20 protein-coding genes are annotated in these 17,456 nt (G+C 62.3%); 14 read left to right on the top strand and 6 right to left on the bottom strand.

Annotated features, from left to right (window positions below; all coding sequences use genetic code 11):
- The first annotated feature begins 105 nt into the window (after nucleotides 1-105).
- Genes AC4LFW_RS11870 through AC4LFW_RS11860 form a run of 3 tightly spaced genes read left to right on the top strand, consistent with a single transcriptional unit; the run spans nucleotide 106 to nucleotide 2,227 of the window.
- Nucleotides 106-1,362 (top strand): tyrosine-type recombinase/integrase, encoded by a 1,257-nt coding sequence (locus AC4LFW_RS11870; RefSeq protein ID WP_128118871.1) that lies wholly within the window; start codon nucleotides 106-108, stop codon nucleotides 1,360-1,362.
- 60 nt (nucleotides 1,363-1,422) lie between these two features.
- On the top strand, nucleotides 1,423-1,698 hold the full coding sequence (locus tag AC4LFW_RS11865) for a hypothetical protein (RefSeq protein ID WP_128118872.1): 276 nt from the start codon (nucleotides 1,423-1,425) through the stop codon (nucleotides 1,696-1,698).
- 4 nt (nucleotides 1,699-1,702) lie between these two features.
- Nucleotides 1,703-2,227, top strand: coding sequence for a helix-turn-helix transcriptional regulator (locus tag AC4LFW_RS11860; protein ID WP_128118873.1), 525 nt, complete (start codon nucleotides 1,703-1,705; stop codon nucleotides 2,225-2,227).
- Between the two features lie 20 nt (nucleotides 2,228-2,247).
- On the opposite strand, the gene AC4LFW_RS11855 is transcribed toward AC4LFW_RS11860, so the two are convergent.
- The 3 genes from AC4LFW_RS11855 to AC4LFW_RS11845 form a co-directional block, all read right to left on the bottom strand.
- Complete coding sequence (locus AC4LFW_RS11855) at nucleotides 2,248-2,619, bottom strand: helix-turn-helix transcriptional regulator (protein WP_128118874.1); 372 nt, start codon at nucleotides 2,617-2,619, stop codon at nucleotides 2,248-2,250.
- A 700-nt stretch (nucleotides 2,620-3,319) separates the two neighbouring features.
- Nucleotides 3,320-4,069, bottom strand: a complete 750-nt coding sequence (locus AC4LFW_RS11850) for an MBL fold metallo-hydrolase (protein WP_128118876.1) — start codon at nucleotides 4,067-4,069, stop codon at nucleotides 3,320-3,322.
- A gap of 11 nt (nucleotides 4,070-4,080) precedes the next feature.
- The gene (locus AC4LFW_RS11845; RefSeq protein WP_491819218.1) at nucleotides 4,081-4,443 is read right to left on the bottom strand and encodes a hypothetical protein; all 363 of its coding nucleotides are present in this window, start codon (nucleotides 4,441-4,443) and stop codon (nucleotides 4,081-4,083) included.
- 260 nt (nucleotides 4,444-4,703) lie between these two features.
- Here AC4LFW_RS11845 and AC4LFW_RS11840 point away from each other — a divergent pair, with 260 nt between their 5' ends.
- From AC4LFW_RS11840 to AC4LFW_RS11825, 4 genes are read left to right on the top strand one after another with little or no spacing between them, the layout of a single operon-like run.
- On the top strand, nucleotides 4,704-5,042 hold the full coding sequence (locus AC4LFW_RS11840) for an ArsR/SmtB family transcription factor (protein ID WP_128118878.1): 339 nt from the start codon (nucleotides 4,704-4,706) through the stop codon (nucleotides 5,040-5,042).
- On the top strand, nucleotides 5,039-5,470 hold the full coding sequence (locus tag AC4LFW_RS11835) for a YeeE/YedE family protein (protein ID WP_128118879.1): 432 nt from the start codon (nucleotides 5,039-5,041) through the stop codon (nucleotides 5,468-5,470). The genes AC4LFW_RS11840 and AC4LFW_RS11835 overlap by 4 nt, the downstream gene beginning before the upstream one ends.
- 9 nt (nucleotides 5,471-5,479) lie before the next feature.
- Nucleotides 5,480-5,905, top strand: a complete 426-nt coding sequence (locus AC4LFW_RS11830; protein ID WP_128118880.1) for a YeeE/YedE family protein — start codon at nucleotides 5,480-5,482, stop codon at nucleotides 5,903-5,905.
- A 51-nt stretch (nucleotides 5,906-5,956) separates the two neighbouring features.
- Nucleotides 5,957-6,742, top strand: coding sequence for a sulfite exporter TauE/SafE family protein (locus AC4LFW_RS11825; protein WP_174824687.1), 786 nt, complete (start codon nucleotides 5,957-5,959; stop codon nucleotides 6,740-6,742).
- A gap of 58 nt (nucleotides 6,743-6,800) precedes the next feature.
- On the opposite strand, the gene AC4LFW_RS11820 is transcribed toward AC4LFW_RS11825, so the two are convergent.
- The 3 genes from AC4LFW_RS11820 to AC4LFW_RS11810 form a co-directional block, all read right to left on the bottom strand.
- Complete coding sequence (locus AC4LFW_RS11820; protein ID WP_128118881.1) at nucleotides 6,801-8,189, bottom strand: MBL fold metallo-hydrolase; 1,389 nt, start codon at nucleotides 8,187-8,189, stop codon at nucleotides 6,801-6,803.
- A gap of 67 nt (nucleotides 8,190-8,256) precedes the next feature.
- On the bottom strand, nucleotides 8,257-9,609 hold the full coding sequence (locus AC4LFW_RS11815) for a sensor histidine kinase (protein WP_128118882.1): 1,353 nt from the start codon (nucleotides 9,607-9,609) through the stop codon (nucleotides 8,257-8,259).
- The gene (locus AC4LFW_RS11810; RefSeq protein WP_128118883.1) at nucleotides 9,606-10,301 is read right to left on the bottom strand and encodes a response regulator; all 696 of its coding nucleotides are present in this window, start codon (nucleotides 10,299-10,301) and stop codon (nucleotides 9,606-9,608) included. The genes AC4LFW_RS11815 and AC4LFW_RS11810 overlap by 4 nt, the downstream gene beginning before the upstream one ends.
- Before the next feature lie 192 nt (nucleotides 10,302-10,493).
- On the opposite strand from AC4LFW_RS11810, the gene dsbD reads away from it, so the two are divergent.
- The 7 genes from dsbD to AC4LFW_RS11775 all read left to right on the top strand — a co-directional run bounded on the left by dsbD (nucleotide 10,494) and on the right by AC4LFW_RS11775 (nucleotide 17,445).
- Complete coding sequence (dsbD, locus tag AC4LFW_RS11805) at nucleotides 10,494-12,239, top strand: protein-disulfide reductase DsbD (RefSeq protein WP_174824686.1); 1,746 nt, start codon at nucleotides 10,494-10,496, stop codon at nucleotides 12,237-12,239.
- Complete coding sequence (locus AC4LFW_RS11800; RefSeq protein WP_128118884.1) at nucleotides 12,239-13,054, top strand: TlpA family protein disulfide reductase; 816 nt, start codon at nucleotides 12,239-12,241, stop codon at nucleotides 13,052-13,054. Before dsbD ends, AC4LFW_RS11800 begins: the two co-directional genes overlap by 1 nt.
- Nucleotides 13,051-13,827, top strand: coding sequence for a thiol:disulfide interchange protein DsbG (dsbG, locus tag AC4LFW_RS11795; RefSeq protein WP_128118885.1), 777 nt, complete (start codon nucleotides 13,051-13,053; stop codon nucleotides 13,825-13,827). Before AC4LFW_RS11800 ends, dsbG begins: the two co-directional genes overlap by 4 nt.
- Nucleotides 13,828-13,886: 59 nt before the next feature.
- Nucleotides 13,887-14,534 (top strand): c-type cytochrome, encoded by a 648-nt coding sequence (locus tag AC4LFW_RS11790; protein WP_168425193.1) that lies wholly within the window; start codon nucleotides 13,887-13,889, stop codon nucleotides 14,532-14,534.
- Nucleotides 14,531-15,448: a c-type cytochrome gene (locus AC4LFW_RS11785; protein WP_128118887.1), complete on the top strand. Its 918-nt coding sequence runs from the start codon at nucleotides 14,531-14,533 to the stop codon at nucleotides 15,446-15,448. The genes AC4LFW_RS11790 and AC4LFW_RS11785 overlap by 4 nt, the downstream gene beginning before the upstream one ends.
- A gap of 649 nt (nucleotides 15,449-16,097) precedes the next feature.
- Nucleotides 16,098-16,607: a RadC family protein gene (gene radC, locus AC4LFW_RS11780; protein WP_128118888.1), complete on the top strand. Its 510-nt coding sequence runs from the start codon at nucleotides 16,098-16,100 to the stop codon at nucleotides 16,605-16,607.
- A gap of 697 nt (nucleotides 16,608-17,304) precedes the next feature.
- Nucleotides 17,305-17,445 carry a hypothetical protein gene (locus AC4LFW_RS11775; RefSeq protein ID WP_168425192.1) on the top strand — a complete coding sequence of 47 codons (141 nt, stop codon included), beginning with the start codon at nucleotides 17,305-17,307 and terminating at the stop codon, nucleotides 17,443-17,445.
- Nucleotides 17,446-17,456 lie beyond the last annotated feature (11 nt).

Below are 17,456 nucleotides of genomic sequence, written 5' to 3'. Positions count from 1 at the left end.
GTAAATCTCTCCACCGGAAAGCTGCTGTCACGCGGCTTTCCCGGCATCAGCAGGTCTCCTGACCCTGGACGGTAAAAGCCGCCCTGAACAGGAGGAAAAACCTCGATGCTGACCGACACCGCACTGCGGAAACTAAAGCCCAAAGCCAAGCCCTACAAGGCTTCCGACCGTGACGGCATGTACGTGACGGTATCCCCTGGCGGTACCGTCACCTTTCGCTACGACTACCGTCTCAATGGACGGCGGGAAACTCTGACCATCGGACGGTATGGGCCCGCGGGGATTTCGCTGGCGATGGCGCGTGAGAAGCTGCTCGATGCCAAGCGGCAGGTTGCCCAAGGTATCTCTCCATCTCTTGAGAAGCAGAGGGCCAAGCGGCGGCTGACAGCTGCCAAGACTTTTGGCGACATGCTGAAGCGTTGGCTAACCGATGCGCGTATGGCTGACAGTACGCGGGCAATGCGCAAGAGCATCATTGATCGCGACATCCTGCCGGTGTTCGAGAATCGACTGCTGACCGAAATCAGCCCTGACGATTTGCGAGCGCTTTGCAACAAGGTCAAGGCACGAGGGGCGCCGGCGACGGCGGTTCACATTCGTGACATCGTGAAACAGGTTTATGCATTCGCGATCCTGCATGGCGAGAAGGTCGAGAATCCAGCCGATGACGTGAAGGCGGCGTCGATCGCTACGTTTGTGCCGAAAGACCGGGCACTGACCCCGACCGAGATCCGCCTGGCCTTTCATCAGCTGGAGTCGATCGCGGCGTACCCCACCATTCGGTTGGCCTTGCGTCTGGTGCTGCTGACGTTGGTACGCAAGAGCGAGCTAATCCAGGCGACCTGGAATGAGGTGGACTTTGAGGGCGCCACCTGGACGATCCCTAAAGAGCGGATGAAGGGGCGCAACCCCCATGTGGTCTACCTGTCGCGCCAAGCCCTGGATATTTTCGTGGCACTGCACACCTGTGCCGCTGGTTCCAGATTCGTGCTGCCATCGCGCTATGAAATTCATCGCTGCATGTCGCACGCGACCCTGAACCGGATTACCCAACTCATTGCGTCGCGCGCGAAGGAAGCGGGGCTTCCGTTGCAGCCGTTCACTGTGCATGACCTGCGCAGGACAGGCTCCACGCTACTCAATGAAGTCGGTTTCAACGGCGACTGGATCGAGAAGTGTCTGGCCCACGAGGACGGACGCTCCTCGCGCTCGGTTTACAACAAGGCTGAGTATGCCGAGCAGCGGCGGCACATGCTTCAGGAGTGGGCAGACATGGTCGACGCATGGATTGATGGTCGGGCTCATGTGCCGAAACTGTTGCCGGACAACATGGCTGTGCCGGTGCTGAGTGCTACGGTTTAAAGGGATAGCGAGGTTGTCAGTTGACAACCTTGCTATCCACGCGAATACTGGAGATCAACTATGACCCGTGCCTCGCATCCGAAGAAAGAGGTCGAAGAAGCGATAAGACATGCCGAAGGGCAAGGTTGGCGCATAGAAGTAGGCGGCAGTCACGCCTGGGGGCGGATCTACTGCCCCTACAACGACGAGGAATGCCGCTGCGGCGAGTTCTGCATTACAAGCGTCTGGAGCACGCCGACGAACCCTACTAGCCACGCACGCGCCCTACGGCGCGTCGTGGATAATTGCACCACACACCGGAAGTTGCAGGAGGCCGCCGACGGTGCAGAGGAGTAGCACGATGGAATACACGTTCACGCTGAAATACCAGCTCGCCGAAGGCGACCGTAATCCGGATCTGTTGGTCGAGCGCCTTGGCGAAGCGGGTTGCGACGATGCTCTGGTGGGTATTGGCCAACCAGGGCGGCTGGCAATGGAGTTCTCCCGCGAGGCAGAGAGTGCCGATGCGGCTGTACGAAGTGCGCTGGCCGATGTGCGCCGTGCAGTGCCTTCGGCCAAGCTGATTGAAGTGGCCCCAGACCTGGTCGGCCTCACTGATGTGGCCGAAATGGTGGGGGTGTCGCGACAGAACATGCGCAAGCTGATGTTGGCCAATCCGGGAAGCTTTCCCGCACCGGTGCATGAGGGCAGTGCATCGATATGGCACCTGGCGGACGTGCTGGCCTGGCTGCAGGACAAGGGCAGCTATTCGCTGGCGAGGGATGTTCTGGATGTGGCGCGAGTGGCCTTGCGGGTCAATTTAGCCAAGGAAAGTCAGCGTCTACCCCGCTCGGCTTCTGAGGAGCTAAAGGCTCTCGTTGGCTGAGTTGTCCCCTGGCGCCAGCATCACGCCTCATCTTCGCCCACCCGAACAGGGCGAGTTTTTCGTAGGCGGACATCCGGGCCGCTGACATCTAGGCGAGGCGCTCGCTTGCGCTCCTCAATCCAGGCTTCCACCTCAGCCAAGTCCCAGACTACGCAACGCGGGGTCAGGTTAAAGCGCCGGGGAAAATCACCGCGTCGCTCCATCTCGTATATCGTCGTCTCGGACAGAGGAATGATCTGCCGCAGCTCATGTCGCCGAATAGTACGCCGGAAGGGTAGGGGGCTGCGCTTCGGGAACTGCGGCAGTGTCTCGTAGGCTTCCGTATCTGGTATGGGAAGAGACTGGCGGATTTTGGAGCTTGGTGCGCTGGATATGTGCGATTGGTACCCCATCTCGGACTCCTTGAGTCTGGCTGGATGGGGACATGGTGAGGTTCAGTTTCTATCGAGACAACCTGCTGCAGCGTAGTGGGGCGAAAAGATAGCTATACCTGTCAACTTCCTCGTGGGCGGGAGTGGTTCGGTCTCCGCCAGCCAATGCGATGGCCCGATCGCCGGGAGAGACTGGTGTCGGCCAAAAGCGGCCTGTCGCGAAGGGCAGGTTTCCGCCAAAAGTGGACAATGGCGCGTTAGCGAAGCTCGGCTTTTTGTCCTGACGAAGTGGTAGATGGGCGGGTCGGCGAGACCGAAACTCATATCGCAGGGTATGAGCGCCAAGCCCCGCCCATCAGATATCGCGGGTTTGGTGGTTTGGACGATCTATCTGGATCGCTCCGGCTTGGCGCCAGGTTTCTGCTCGTCGGCGTTTTGCGCGCTGGAAGACACCTCGATCGGCGATGGGTTTTCCTCATCCAGCTGGCAAATCGTGCAGTTCTGGCTATCTGGGCGGTTGGTTTCGACATAGCGAACGCGGCGGCTCCCCGCTTGTCGGTCTGCGCTCACGCGGAAACGAGGTCGATCAGGGCTCTTCATATTCACTCCCTCACATAGCGAGATGGGTGCTTGGTAACGTCGCCTGGAGGTTGCGAACGTTGACTCGTTTCACGGGATTCTCCGGGCCTCCCGGCGCTGATATTGGCTGACATGACGTGGCTCAACCCTGAGGACTGTGCTCAACCTGTTCGCAATAGCGACGGAAATTATCCGTCAGGTCGGGCGGGCATACGCCGCACTCGAGATTCCCCGGCACGGCGTGATCGATGAACTTGGGATAAGGCAAATTCAGTTCCGCCATGATTTCGCCGAAGCGCTCCAGCGTTATCGCTTCACCGAGACGGGGGTTGCGCTGCTTTTCCTGCGCGATGGTCGAGACGCGACGACCGCTGTAATCATGGCCGGGGTATACCAGAGTGTCGTCTGGCAGGGCGAAGAGCTTGTTTCTGACGCTGTGAAAGAGATCGTCGGCGCTGCCATTCTGAAAATCCGTCCTGCCGCAGCCGTCGATGAGCAAGGCATCACCGCTGAACAGGCGATCGCCGAGCAGATAGGCAAAGTGCCCGTCTGTGTGCCCGGGGGTATGCAAGGGTGTGAACTGCAGGCTGCCGACTATGAAAGGAACACCTTCCTCGATGCCCACATCCGTGCAGGGCAGCTTGTCGATGGCAGGCCCCGCCATACGGCAGCTGGTCTGCTTCTTCAGCTCTAGCGCGGCGGTGATGTGGTCGGCATGTATATGGGTGTCCAAGGTGAACGCCAACTGCAGGTCCAGCCTGGCCAGCTCAGCCAGGTCGCGGTCCGTTGCGGAAATGACCGGGTCGATGAGCACGGCCTGGCGGGTGTCCTCGCACCCGAGCACGTAGGTATAGGTGGACGACACAGGTTCGAACAGCTGGCGAAATATCATGATGATCTCGGCTAGTGATGAGTGTTCTGCGGTGACTGTTCCAGCGCACTGAGCAGTGCATACTTTTCCTGATCGATCTCGCCCCGCGTGCGGACACCCAGCCGGCGCAGGATCGCCAGCGGCGGGCACCAGCCCTGCAAACCGTGTTGCAGAAGAAACGGCAGCACGACACCAGGCAGCAGAAACCACTTTCTGTTCGCTGTCAGGCCAAGCAGCAGGCCAGACAGCGCCAGGGAGGAGGCATTGACCTCAAGCACGCGTTCCACGTCCCATTCACGGTCAAGGGCGTCAATGCGCTGAAGTATTGCGCTTCGCCCCATTCCGCTGAATCGACGAATGTTGTGGTCCGTCTGCCGGTCGATTTCCTGGTTCACAGGTTGGGACGTTGATCGGCGAACCCGGTCCGCCTGGTCATGATTCGTACTGTTTTGCTGTATCGATGACATGTTGATCTCCTGGTTCGCGCCGACGGGGTGGGCGCGGCGAGGTGAAAAGCCACAGCGATGCCGCATAATTTTAGGGCGCGTGCGGGACGTCGAGTTCCGACCGGGCGTCCGCTGTCGCGTCGATACGATCTATTGAAATATATATTGATAAATTGTATTGTCAAATCCATCTGACCCACCTGAACAAAATGGCCCACATGGCAGATCTCGATATCGAAACGCTTCGTCGCAGTGCCGCAGACGCCTGTGGCTTGCTGAAGGTGCTCGGCAACCCGGACCGCCTGTTGTTGCTGTGCCAGTTGACCCAGGGCGAGCACTGCGTGGGTGACCTCGCCCGTGCGACGGGTGTTGTGCAGCCGACCCTGTCTCAACAGCTCACGGTGCTGCGCCACAACGGCTTGGTCAGCACCCGACGCGAGGGCAAGCAAGTTCATTACAGCATCGCCAGCCATCAAGCGATGCAGGTCATGCAGGTGCTTTACCGGCTCTACTGCCAGCATCCCGACCGGGAGGAACCCTCGACATGACAATTGACTGGGCACATTTCACACCGTGGTCCTCACTCGCTGGGGGCGCGCTGATCGGTTTTGCTGCGACCTTGTTTATCCTGTTGAACGGGAGAATCGCGGGCATCAGCGGCGTGATCGGCGGGTTGCTGCGGCCAGCCAGAGGCGATGTGCTCTGGCGTGTTGCGTTCATCGCCGGCCTGGTTACCGCGCCGGTGCTGTTTCAGGCCGCGTTCGAGCAACCAAACATTGAAGTAGATGCGAGCGCCTTGACCCTGATTACAGCCGGCCTGTTGGTCGGGATCGGTACGCGGTATGGCTCCGGTTGCACGAGTGGGCATGGCGTCTGCGGGTTGTCGCGACGGTCGCCGCGCTCGCTAGCCGCGACGGCCGCGTTCATGGCCAGCGGCTTTCTTACGGTGTTCGTCATCCGCCACCTGCTGGGCTGAGGAGTTGCCATGAAATTACTGAGCGCCTTTGTAGCGGGGCTGGTTTTCGGCCTTGGCCTGATCCTGTCAGGGATGGCCGATCCGTCCAAGGTGATTGCCTTTCTCGATCTGGCCGGGGCGTGGGACCCCTCGCTCGCGTTCGTTATGGGCGGTGCGATTGCGGTCGGCAGTGTCGGGTTCTATTACGCCTCCAAACGGTCCCGGGCGGTGCTGGGAGATGTCATGCGAATGCCCACCGCCACCCGGATCGATCGCCCTCTTGTACTGGGCAGCCTGGCATTCGGAGCGGGTTGGGGGCTGGCCGGCTATTGTCCTGGACCGGCGGTCGCGACTCTTTTGAGTGGTCGGAGCGAACCGCTGATCTTTGTTCTCGCGATGCTGGCGGGCATGGGGCTGTACGAGCTGCACGCGCGCTTTTCGGGCAAGACGCAGTGATTGGCGCATTCGTATTCGGGAAACCAAGGTGTCCGAACGGGAAAGATGCGAATGATGATTGAGGTCGGACTCGGGTTGATCGTTGGCCTTGTCCTCGCGCTGACCGGTGCGGGCGGCGGCATCCTCACCGTGCCGTTGCTGATCTTCGTGGTCGGCCTTGAGTTGCATCAGGCCGCGCCAATCGGGTTGATGGCGGTCGGACTCGCGGCCTGGGTTGGGGCGTTGATTGGTCTGAGGGACGGCATTGTCCGTTACAAGGCAGCGGCCTTCATGGCCTGCTGTGGTGTGCTGCTCGCGCCCCTCGGCGTCTGGGTGGCCGCACGGGTAGCGCACGATGTGCTTGCCGTGGTGTTTGCGCTGGTGATGTTCTGGGTTGCCTTCAGGGCATTCAGGCGCTCTCCGAGCGATGACTCGGCCCCGAGAGCCGTGCCCTGTCAGCTGAATCCCGACACCGGCCGTTTCCACTGGACCTCCCGCTGTGCCGCGACCGTTGCCGCTTCGGGCACCCTGGCGGGTTTCCTCTCCGGTTTGCTGGGGGTCGGCGGCGGGTTCGTGCTGGTTCCGGCGCTCAGTCGCTTCAGTGATCTGCCGATGCGTTCGATTGCCGCCACGTCGTTGGCCGTCATCGGCCTGGTGTCCGTCAGCGGCGTATTGTCCGCCGCGGCCTCGGGTAGCGTTCAGTGGGCAGTGGCTCTCCCGTTCTCGGCTGGTGCCGTGCTCGGGATGTTCGCCGGCCGCACGGTTTCCTCTCGCCTGGATGGGCGCCTGCTGCAGAGAGGCTTCGGGCTGATCGCGGCTGTGGCCGCGTCGGCCTTGTTGATTCAAGTCGCCTTATGATCGCGCACCCGCAGGGGACTAGCCAGGCACCTGCGCCGCGCAAACACCGATAAGTCTCTTAGTCGTTTTGAACCGGCAGGTTCGCCGCCTTCCAGGCCATCCAGGAGCCGGGGACATTGGCCACCTCACGAAAGCCGGCTTTCTTGAGGATGCTGGCCGCGATGGAGGCCCGATAGCCGGACCCGCAGTAAGTGACGGTGGTCTTGTCCGGATCCAGCTCGTTCAGCCGGTCAGCGAGGTGGGTGACGAAGATGTGCCTGGCGCCCGGCACCCGACCCGCCGCGACCTCTTGCGGGCTGCGTACATCCAGCACCTGTACCTCGGGCGCTTCGCGACGTGCATTGAGTTCATGCACCGTCCATTCCTGAAGGCTGTTCAGCGGTAGCGCCGCGTTCTGCCAGTCCGTCATGCCGTTGCGCAGATAGCCGCGGATATCGTCCAGACCTATCCGATAGAGTTGGGTGACGGCCTGGTGGACGTCGTCGGCCGACTCGCCCACCAGCAGGATCGGGCGATCATCATCGAGCATCCGCCCAGCCCAATTGACGAATTCGTTACGCAACGCGATGTTGATCGCGCCGGGTACATGTCCGCCGCCAAACGCAAGGATCGAACGGACGTCCACGACCTGCATGTCGCGCGTCGCCAGTGTCTCGAAGTCGGATGGCGCGAGCGGCGGTGGCAGGGAAGGGCCTTCCATCTGTACGGCCGAATGCACGTTAAGTTGTTTCAGTCGCGCATAGTGACGGGGTGGCTCCGGCATGTCGGCCAGCAGCCAATCGATGAACGCGCCCTCGCTACGCTGTACGCACAACGCAGGGTTGAAGAGACGCTCGTTGCCGAGCGTGGAGTGGCGTCGGTCGCCGATGGATTTGCCGCAGGCCGAACCGGCGCCATGGCAGGGGTAGATTTCAATCCGGTCACCAAGCGGCAGGTAGTGATCGAAAAGCGTGTGGTACAGCGCGCCGGCGAGTTTTCGTTCACTGCCTTCGCCCAGCAAGTCGGGGCGCCCGACGTCCAGGTTGAACAGGGTGTCGCCGGTAAACAACGCGATCGGCTGGTCGCCCTGCTGGGCGTCGAATAGCTGCAGGGAAATGTGTTCGGGCGTATGCCCCGGCGTGTGCATGACCTGCAGCGTGGCTTGCCCGAGCTCAATCGTCTCGCCACCGCTGACCTGGCGAAGCTCGAATTCATAGGTGCCCGCGCGGCCGCCGATGATCTGTGCCCCGGTGCGCTTTGCCAGCGCCTGGGCGCCGGACACGAAATCGGCATGGATATGTGTCTCGATGGCATAGGCGATCCGCAGGCCTCGCGTCTTCGCCATTTGCAGGTAGATATCGATGTCGCGGCGGGGATCGATGACCGCGGCTACCGCGGCCTTGCTGTCGCCGATCAGATAGGAAATTTGCGCCAGGCCGTCTGTATAAACAGGTTCGAAAACAAGCATTGCCACCTCCGACGATGGTTAACGGATTGCTCTGTTAACTATTCGGACGGTGTGCGTGCCTGGACGTTCAGGTTATCGAGGCGTCACAAGGAGCAGCAGCCTGAAGGCCGACCACCAGCTCGACGACGAGACCGCCTTCATGCGGCACGAAACGCAGATCGCAGGCGCAGCGCTCGGCGATCGCCTTGACGATGGACAGGCCCAGCCCACTGCCTTCACCTACGCCGCTGCGCCAAAAGCGCTCGGTTAGGCGCTCAAGCATTTCCGGCGGGATGCCCGGGCCATGATCCTGCACGCTGAAGCGAACCCGGCTTTCATCCAGTTGGGAGAGCGTCAAGCGAATGGCCGTGCCGTCCTGCGTATGTCGGCGGGCATTGTCGAGCAGGTTGCGCAATGCCGCGACCGCCAGGGTCGGCGGCATCGCCAGTGGGCGAGGGGAGACATCTTGCGCCCCGCACAGCTCGATGTGCGGCCCGGGCTGCTGACTGGCGTCAGCGATCGCCAGCTGCGCGACGTCGCGGGCCGTGCAGCTGAGGCCGTCATCAAAGGAAACGCGACCTTCGACCCGCGCCAGCATGAGCAGCTGTTCGAGGATGCGGTGCAGACGATCCGTGCCGACTTCGGCCTGGGCCAGTGCCCGCTTCGCGGTGTCGCCCTCGGTCATGGCCGCTACCTGCAGGTGGGTCTTGATGGCGGTCAGCGGGCTGCGCAGTTCATGGGCGGCATCATCGGTCAGCCGACGTTCGCGTTCGAGCATGTGCGCGATCCGCGCGAACAGCTGGTTCTGGGTTTCGACCAGGGGCGTCAGCTCTCGCGGCAGCCGTTCGATGTGCAACGGCTCCACCGAGTCGGCACTGCGTTGCGCCAGGGCCGTGCGGATTCGTCTGAGCGGCGCAAGGCCGTTGCCGATGCCGATCCACAACACGATCAGGCTGCCCAGCAACGCGACGAAAACCGGCAGCGCCGCGGCCAATAGCACCGAACGCTGGAGTGCGCTGCGCTCGTCAAGGCGATCGGCCGTGGTGATGCGCATGCCATTCTGGATGAAGGTGAAACTACGCCAGGGGGTATCGCCGATCATTTGGTCGTGAAAGCCGGTGCGTTGGGCGTCGAGCGCACTGTCTGGCGCCGCATGGCTGCGTGCCAGGATTTCACCTCGCAAGGAGCTGATCTGGCAGGCCAGGCCGTTCTCGATACCCAGCTGTTCCGCACTTAGCCGGGTGATACCGCCTTCACCCAGTTGCGGCTGCGGCAATTGCACGAGCAGGCCCGCGACCATCCTGGCTGATGCGGCAAGGCGCTGATCGAGCGACTGCATTAATTGATTGCGAACATCGAAGAGCATCCAGGTCGCAGCCAATGCCCAGAGCAGCACGAAGGCCGAGCCGAGGGTGAGGGTCAGGCGCAGGCGCAAGCTCATGGGTCGGGCGTCTCGGTGGAAGCCGGTGCTTGGCCGGCAGGGCCCAGGCGATAACCGATCCCCCTGACGGTTTCGACGATGCCGTTGCCCAGCTTGCGCCTGAGGTGGTGGATATGGACATTCAGGGCGTTGCTTTCAACGTCATCGCCCAGTCCGTACACGGCGTCCTTGAGCTGCTCGGCTGATAGCACGCGGCCGGGGTTCTGCAGTAGCGCCTGGAGCAGCGCCTGTTCACGGCGCGACAGGTCCACGGGTTCGCCCGCCATGAACGCCGCACAGGCGGCAGGATCGTAGCTCAGCGTCCCGTGTTCGATCATATGCGTTGCCCGACCGGCAGCGCGGCGCAGCAGGGCGTGCAGGCGGGCGGCGAGTTCACGCAGGTCGAAGGGCTTGACGAGGTAGTCGTCAGCGCCGGCCTGAAGCCCGGAGACCCGCTCGGTCACCGCATCCCGGGCGGTCAGGATCAGCACAGGCAACTCAAGGCCGCGGCGGCGCAGACGCTGGAGAAAGCGCAGGCCGTCTTCGTCAGGCAGGCCCAGATCGAGAATCATCAGGTCGAAGCTGGCTGTGCGCAGCAGCGCGTCGGCCTGCCCGGCCGTAGCGGCATGGGCCACGCTGAAGCCTTGAGCTTCTAGCCCGGCGACGATGCCACTGGCGATCAGTGCGTTGTCTTCTGTCAGCAGTACGTGCATGTGGGAATCGCTTGATAAGCAGCAGTCAGTATCGTCCGCCTGGATTAACGGCGCGTTAGCAGATGGTACGCCGAGTTGCTCGTGCCTCAACGCCTCTCAGCCTTTCAGGTTGTGTCCGGGCAAGCCTCGTTAATCGGCTCTTAATCCCGAGTCGGCAAGCTCGCCGTCGAATCTGGTAATCGGGTGTTGTGCATGCGAGCGCTTTTTATCTTTATGGCCTGCTGCCTATGGACCGTGCAGCTGGCGAACGCTTCGCCGTTCACCTTCGGTCAGAAACAGCAGGACTTCCTGCCCGTGGACGAAGCGTTCACGCTGCACATCGAGCACCCTGACGCTGGCGGAGCCGTGCTGCGCTGGGACATTGCGCCCGGCTATTACCTCTACAAGGAACGCTTGCGATTCGCAGGGCTGCCGCCGGGGACCGAGCCCCAGTTGCCCCCAGGCGAGCCGTACCATGACGTGTATTTTGGTGATTCGCGAATCTACCGCGACAGCCTGGAAGTGCAGCTCCCCGATGCGGGTCTCGCGTCGCTCGAACTCGGTTGGCAAGGCTGCGCCGATGCCGGTCTGTGCTATCCGCCGCAAACCCGCACGGTAGCGCTGGGCGGCGGCAGCACCCCACCGTCCGCGCCTGGTCAGGCCGACGACCAGGCCCTGGCCAACGGGCTACAACAGCAGTCGCTTGGATGGAGTCTGCTGATCTTTTTCGGACTCGGCCTTCTGCTTGCCTTTGCTCCCTGCTCGCTGCCGATGCTGCCCATCCTGGCGGGCATTGTGGTGGGTAGCCAGGCCGGGCCTCGCCGCGGCATAGCATTGGCTGGGGCCTACGTATTCAGCATGGCGCTGGTCTACGCCGCCCTCGGAGTGGTGGCGGCGCTGTTGGGTGCGAATCTGCAGGGATGGCTGATGCAGCCGTGGCTGATCGCAAGCTTCGCAGGCCTGTTCGTGCTGCTGTCCTTGCCCATGTTCGGCTTCTTCGAACTGCAACTGCCGGCGGGCCTGCGTGATCGGCTGGAGCAGGCCGGACGCACGCGTCGGGGCGGCAGCCTCGCCGGTGCCAGCGCGTTGGGCGTGTTGTCCGGGCTGCTGGTGGGGCCCTGCATGACCGCACCGCTGGCCGCGGCGCTGCTGTACATCGCCCAAAGCGGCGACGCCCTGAACGGTGGGCTGGTGCTGTTCGCTCTGGGCCTGGGGATCGGTACGCCACTGGTCCTGCTGGTGACGGTGGGCAATCGCTTCCTGCCCAAGCCTGGGCCGTGGATGGATCGCGTCAAGGTTGCCTTCGGTTTCCTGTTTCTGGTCGCCGCCCTGTACGTTCTTCGCCCGCTTTTGTCCGACCCGCTCTGGGTGGGGCTGTGGGGCGCGTTGCTGGTTGTGGGCGCCAGCGGGCTGCTGCACCTGTCGCGGGAACTGGTGCGGCATCAGGCGCTCAGCCGCGCGGTGGCGGCGCTGGCTGGAGTCTGGGGCGTAGCGCTGCTGCTCGGAGCGGCTGGCGGCGCGCAAGATGTCATGCGGCCGCTCGGCGTGTTTACCGGCGGGGTAGTGTCCTCGCAGGGTGCTGAGTCTGCACACGGATTTATCGGCTTCAGCGAGCCGGCCGACCTTGATCGTGAGCTGGCTGCCGCCAAGGCCGCGGGCCAGTGGGTGCTGGTGGACTACTACGCGGACTGGTGCGTGTCCTGCAAAGTCATGGAAAAAGAGGTGTTTGGCGACGCTCAGGTGCAGGCCGCGCTCGCCGGCGTGCGGGTTCTGCGACCGGATGTGACGCAGACCGATCCCGCCAGTCGCGAGCTGCTGAACCGCTATCAGGTCATGGGGCCGCCGACGCTGCTCTTCATCGGCCCCGACGGGGAGGAGCGACGTACCCAGCGCATCACCGGCGAGGTGGATGCGAGCCAATTTCTGAACAGATGGAACCAAACAAGGGAGCGTGGCTGATGCTGACGATCAATCTGGGGCCTCTGGCGCTGGCGGTTCCGCATGTACTTCTGCTGGGGAGCCTGTTCCTGGCGATGCTCACCGGCTGGTGGATGGGGCGGCGCAGCGCTCGGAACCCGGAACAACAACTGTTCAGGCTGCTGCTGGTAGCGCTAGTGGTCGCTCGCGCGGCTTTCGTAGTGGCGTATGCCGAGCATTTCCAGAACGAGCCCTGGCGCGTGATTGATATACGCGACGGCGGCTTTATCGCCTGGCCCGGGCTACTGGTGGCTGTGCTGCTGGGGGGCTGGCTCGCCTGGCGCGATAACGAGCTACGCGCTCCGCTTGGTACGGCGGTGCTGGTGGGTGTGCTCAGCTGGGGGTTCGGGACTTTTGCGTTGCATGCGTTCGAGCAGGGCACGCGGCTGCCCGAGATGGGCCTGCGGGATAGCCAGGGTAAGCCCGTTGCCTTGCAGGATTATGTTGGCAAGCCGCTGGTGGTCAATCTGTGGGCCACCTGGTGCCCGCCCTGCCGGCGTGAAATGCCGGTCCTTGCGAAGGCGCAACAAGACAACGCCGAGGTGACCTTCCTATTCGTCAACCAGGGCGAGGGCGAGCGGTTGATCGCCGACTTCCTCGACGCCGAAGGGCTCGGCTTGGAAAACGTCCTGCTCGATACCGGCGGTCGCCTGGGCCAGCACGTAGGGTCTGCCTCGCTGCCCACCACGCTTTTCTACGACGCCGAGGGCCGCCAGGTTGGCAGCCACCTCGGCGAGCTGTCCCGTGCCAGCCTGGCGCGCGCCCTTGAGCAACTAGAGGTAAAAACCCAGCCATGAAACCTATACGTTCACTTTCGCTGTTGATCTCAACGCTCGCCTTGCTGCCGACGCCCTCGGCGCTGGCCGACGCGCTGCCTCCCGCGGTTCAGGCCATTGAGGCGCGCGGAGCCAAAGTGGTCGGCAGTTTCGACGCGCCGGGAGGATTGAAGGGCTACGCAGCGCGTTACAACGGCCAGGGCATTGCGCTGTATCTGACACCGGACGGCGATCATGTCGTGGTCGGCAGTTTGCTGGACGCCGCTGGCGAAGACCTGACCAAGGCACCACTTGAGAAGCTGGTGTATGAGCCGATGAGCAGCGAAATGTGGCAGCGGCTGGAAAGCAGCACCTGGATTGCTGACGGTGCGGCAGATGCATCACGGGTGGTCTACATGTTTTCCGACCCCAACTGCCCGTTCTGCAATATGTTCTGGAAACAGGCGCGGCCCTGGGTCGAAGCTGGCGACGTTCAGCTCCGTCACGTCATGGTTGGCATGCTGCGTCCGGACAGCGCGGGGAAATCCGCGGCGCTGCTGGCCGCCAAGGACCCTGAGGCAGCCCTCAATGAGCACGAAGCAGCGGGCAAGGCCAGCACGCTCAAACCTATCGAGCTGATTGCGCCCGAGGTGAACGAACAGCTTGAGGCGAACCTCACCTTGATGGGCGAGATGGGTGCCTCCGCTACGCCGGCTATCTATTACTTAGATGAGCAAGGGCGTCTGCAGCAACATCAGGGCGCCCCTCGTCCCGATGCGTTGAATAGCATCATGGGGCCGTTGTCAAAACGCTAGCAGCACGATACGTGTCAGTCAGCGCCGGCACCTAATAACAAGAATGATCTGGAGGCTACATGAACGTCCCCCTCTGGCCCTTGGCCGGGCTCTTCCTTGCGATTTCTGTGTCCGCGCACGCTGCGGATGCCGTTGCGGTGTACAGCAAAGGCGGGGCCAACCCCGCTGCGATGGCGTGCGCTACCTGCCACGGCGCCGAGGGCGAGGGCATGGCCGCTGCGGGATTCCCCCGCCTGGCCGGGCTGTCGGCGAATTACATGCGCAAGCAACTGGCTGATTTCGCATCCGGTGCGCGGGCGAATCCGATCATGCAGCCCATTGCCGCTGCCTTGAGCCGTGAGGAAGCCGAAGCCGTCTCCACGATGCTGGCTGACAAGCCACAACCACGGGTCGAGCGAGTCGACCGCACCGCGTTGGTCGACGGGCCTGGCGAAACCCTTGCGCTGCGTGGCGCCTGGGATCGCGATATACCCGAGTGTGTCGCCTGTCATGGCCCTAGCGGAACGGGTGTCGGCGACGCCTTTCCACCCCTGGCCGGGCAATCGGCACAGTACCTGTCGTCGCAGCTGACCGCCTGGCGACAGGGCACCCGCAAGAACGACCCCAACGACTTGATGGGCCACATCGCACGTAGCTTGACCGAGGACGAGGTAAAGGCTGTCTCGACGTACTTTGCAGGCCTGACCGAAAAAGGAGCAGCCAAATGAAGCCCCAGACAAGCGCACTGCTGTTGATGTCATTGGCCTTCCCGGTGCTCGCGGACGAAATCGCGATGGAAGATCAGTCACAGATCCTGACCGGGGCAGGTGATCCCGCCAGCAGCAAGTATTTCCAGCCGCCAAAGGAAAGCGAACTGCCTGATAACGCCTACGGGCAGTTGGTACAGAAAGGACGGGCCATTTTCGTCGACACCAAGAACCACGCGGCGGAATACGTTGGTAACGGCCTGGCCTGCGCGAACTGTCACCTTGAACAGGGCAGAAAGGCCAACTCTGCGCCGCTCTGGGCTGCGTATACGATGTACCCGGCGTACCGGAAAAAGAACGACAAGGTGAACAGCTATGCCGAGCGCGTGCAGGGCTGTTTCCAGTTCAGCATGAATGGCAAGGCACCCGAGGCCGATGGCCCGGTAATCGCTGCGCTTTCAGCCTATTCCTACTGGCTTGCAACCGGAGCGCCAACGGGGCAAGAGCTGCCGGGTCGGGCCTATCCGGAAGTGCCACAACCCGACGGCGGATACGACCTGGCGAAGGGTGAACAGATCTACAACGCACAGTGCGCCGTCTGTCATGGGCCAAACGGGGAAGGGCAGAAGTCAGGTGACGATTACGTCTTCCCGCCACTCTGGGGGGCGGATTCGTTCAACTGGGGTGCAGGCATGCATCGGATCAACACGGCCGCGGCGTTCATCAAGGAAAACATGCCACTGGGCAAAGGTCGCACCTTGTCGGCTGAAGACGCCTGGAACGTGGCGGCCTTCATGAACAGCCACGAGCGACCGCAAGACCCGCGCCTAATCGATGGCTCGGTCGAGAAAACCCGTGATAAATACCACGCCAATGACGGCGTGAACCTTTACGGGGAAATCGTAAACGGCAAGATGCTAGGGAAGGGAATCTGACAAGCAGTCGCTGCTGTCCTCACATGCTTTGGCGAACAGTCTGTCCGAACTGATGGGTTGAGGAGGCTCGCTCCTTACGTGACAGTCCGCTTGTGGCCCAGGCTGTGTAAAAACGCCTTGTCCGTTTTGAAGTGTGCGCTCCTACGTAAAATCTGACAGCGCTTGGCTATTCAGCAGACCTGAATCTTTCGTAGCGACGCGCTTTTGGAGACGGTTCGCTGGACGCGTCACATGCAAAAACGTTTTTACACAGCCTCGGCCGATTGCAGCCGATCACTCCCGGCAGGTCACCCCGTTTTTTAGCAGGCATCTGAAGCGACTTGTTTCGTAGTTCTATTTCGGGCATCTCGGCGTACCGCCGTCGGGCTCGCGGGCTGCGCCCCGCGCCTCGTGCCGAGTCGCGGCCATTCGGCTCTGGTCCCTGATGCCTCCGGCCTTACAGGCCTGCGCGCTCCGCTTGCCGATCCGTGCATGGGTGGAGTGGGGCGGTCTTGCTGTTCCCTTCACCGTATCACGGCGTTCTCGCCGTCAAGGGCTGCGCGTGCGTGCACGCTGGCGTCCTGGCGGCCGTCGTGGACCCCTGACAGCTGCGCTGCGCCGTGCTGGCGCCGGTTCCGGGCAATTCCGCCCGAGCAACCGGAGTACGACCATGTCGCAACTGTCCTTTTCCTCGTTCGATTCCATGCTGCTGGTGCGTGACGCGAAGGGGCGCTACCTGCCGGCTTCTGTGGATCAGATCCTGAGCGTGGCGCGCCAGGCGATTAATCAGAAGTACCAGCGCGGGGCGCTGTTTGACGCACCGGACGTGGTCAAAACTTACTTGACCACCAAGTTGGTCGGTTTCGAGCACGAGGTGTTCGCGGCCTTGTTCCTCGACAGTAAACATCGGCTGCTTGAGTACGTGGAGTTGTTCCGCGGCACGATCGACCAGGCTTCGGTGTACCCGCGCGAAGTGGTCAAGGAAGCATTGCGGGTCAACGCAGCAGCGGTGATCTTCTCGCACAATCATCCGAGCGGAAATCCGGAGCCAAGCCAGGCGGACAAGGTGCTGACTCAGCGTCTCAAGGAGGCCTTGGCGTTAGTGGAGGTGCGCACGCTGGACCACATCGTCGTAGGTGGCGAGGGACCCGTTTCGTTCGCTGAGCAGGGATTGCTGTAACCGCAGGGGGCTTCGGCCCCCTTTTTGCTGCGCCATCCAGTCCGGCCGGCAGGGCTTCACCTGCCGTCGTCGCGGAGGCGTGGATGACGTTCTCAACATCGCCGACAGCGCTGTCGAGCAGGGCACCGTGCCTCGCTGCGCTTGGTCCTCGCACCTTCCGTCGGTGTGCTCGGCTGACGCCTTCGGCCTCGCTGATGGGGGGCTGTGCGCTGCGCTTGCGTGCGGCGGTGTGCCATCAATCCACGCCGGACCCTGTTATCCGCTGCGCGTGCGAGCCGCACCTGAGCCGCGCGAGCCAAATCGACGTCTGAAGAGAGGCCCGAGCAGAGGCCTGTGAATTCATCCGGCAAAACTCGCGCGACGTCTCGCGCGGCCTCTTCAAGAAGCTTCTTCACACCGCTACCGTGGTCCGGCTGACTCAGCATCTTTTTTGGCGCAGTGTTTTTGCTGGACTGGCTTAGGGCGTGAAGAACCTCAGTGCTTAAAAGCTCCGCATCAAGGCTTTCCTGGCTGCGAGAGTTCTACGCTGCCTTGCCCAGCGATAGGCTTTGGTGCCCGGCGCCGTGGAATCACAACACCACGAAACGGTGACTACGCATCCTGACCTGGCATATCTGACAGCTAGCGCTCTGCTTTAAGACCCTTAGGCTTGTTGGCGAGGCATTCCGCCTCATACATCACAGCGGAGGGTATCGACATGCTCAAACTCCTACTGACCAAGTCGGCAAAGCGTCCCGTAACGGATCGTGCTGTCGTCATCGAAAATGCCAAGCGCAAGATCAATGGGGTGCCCGGCGGCGGGATTATTGAAGGCCGCTACGGTGTCTGGTCGCGTTGACGGCTTGTTGG

The sequence above is a fragment of the Stutzerimonas sp. C6.4V genome (genome assembly GCF_058536345.1).
This window is presented reverse-complemented; position numbering and strand designations above follow the sequence as displayed.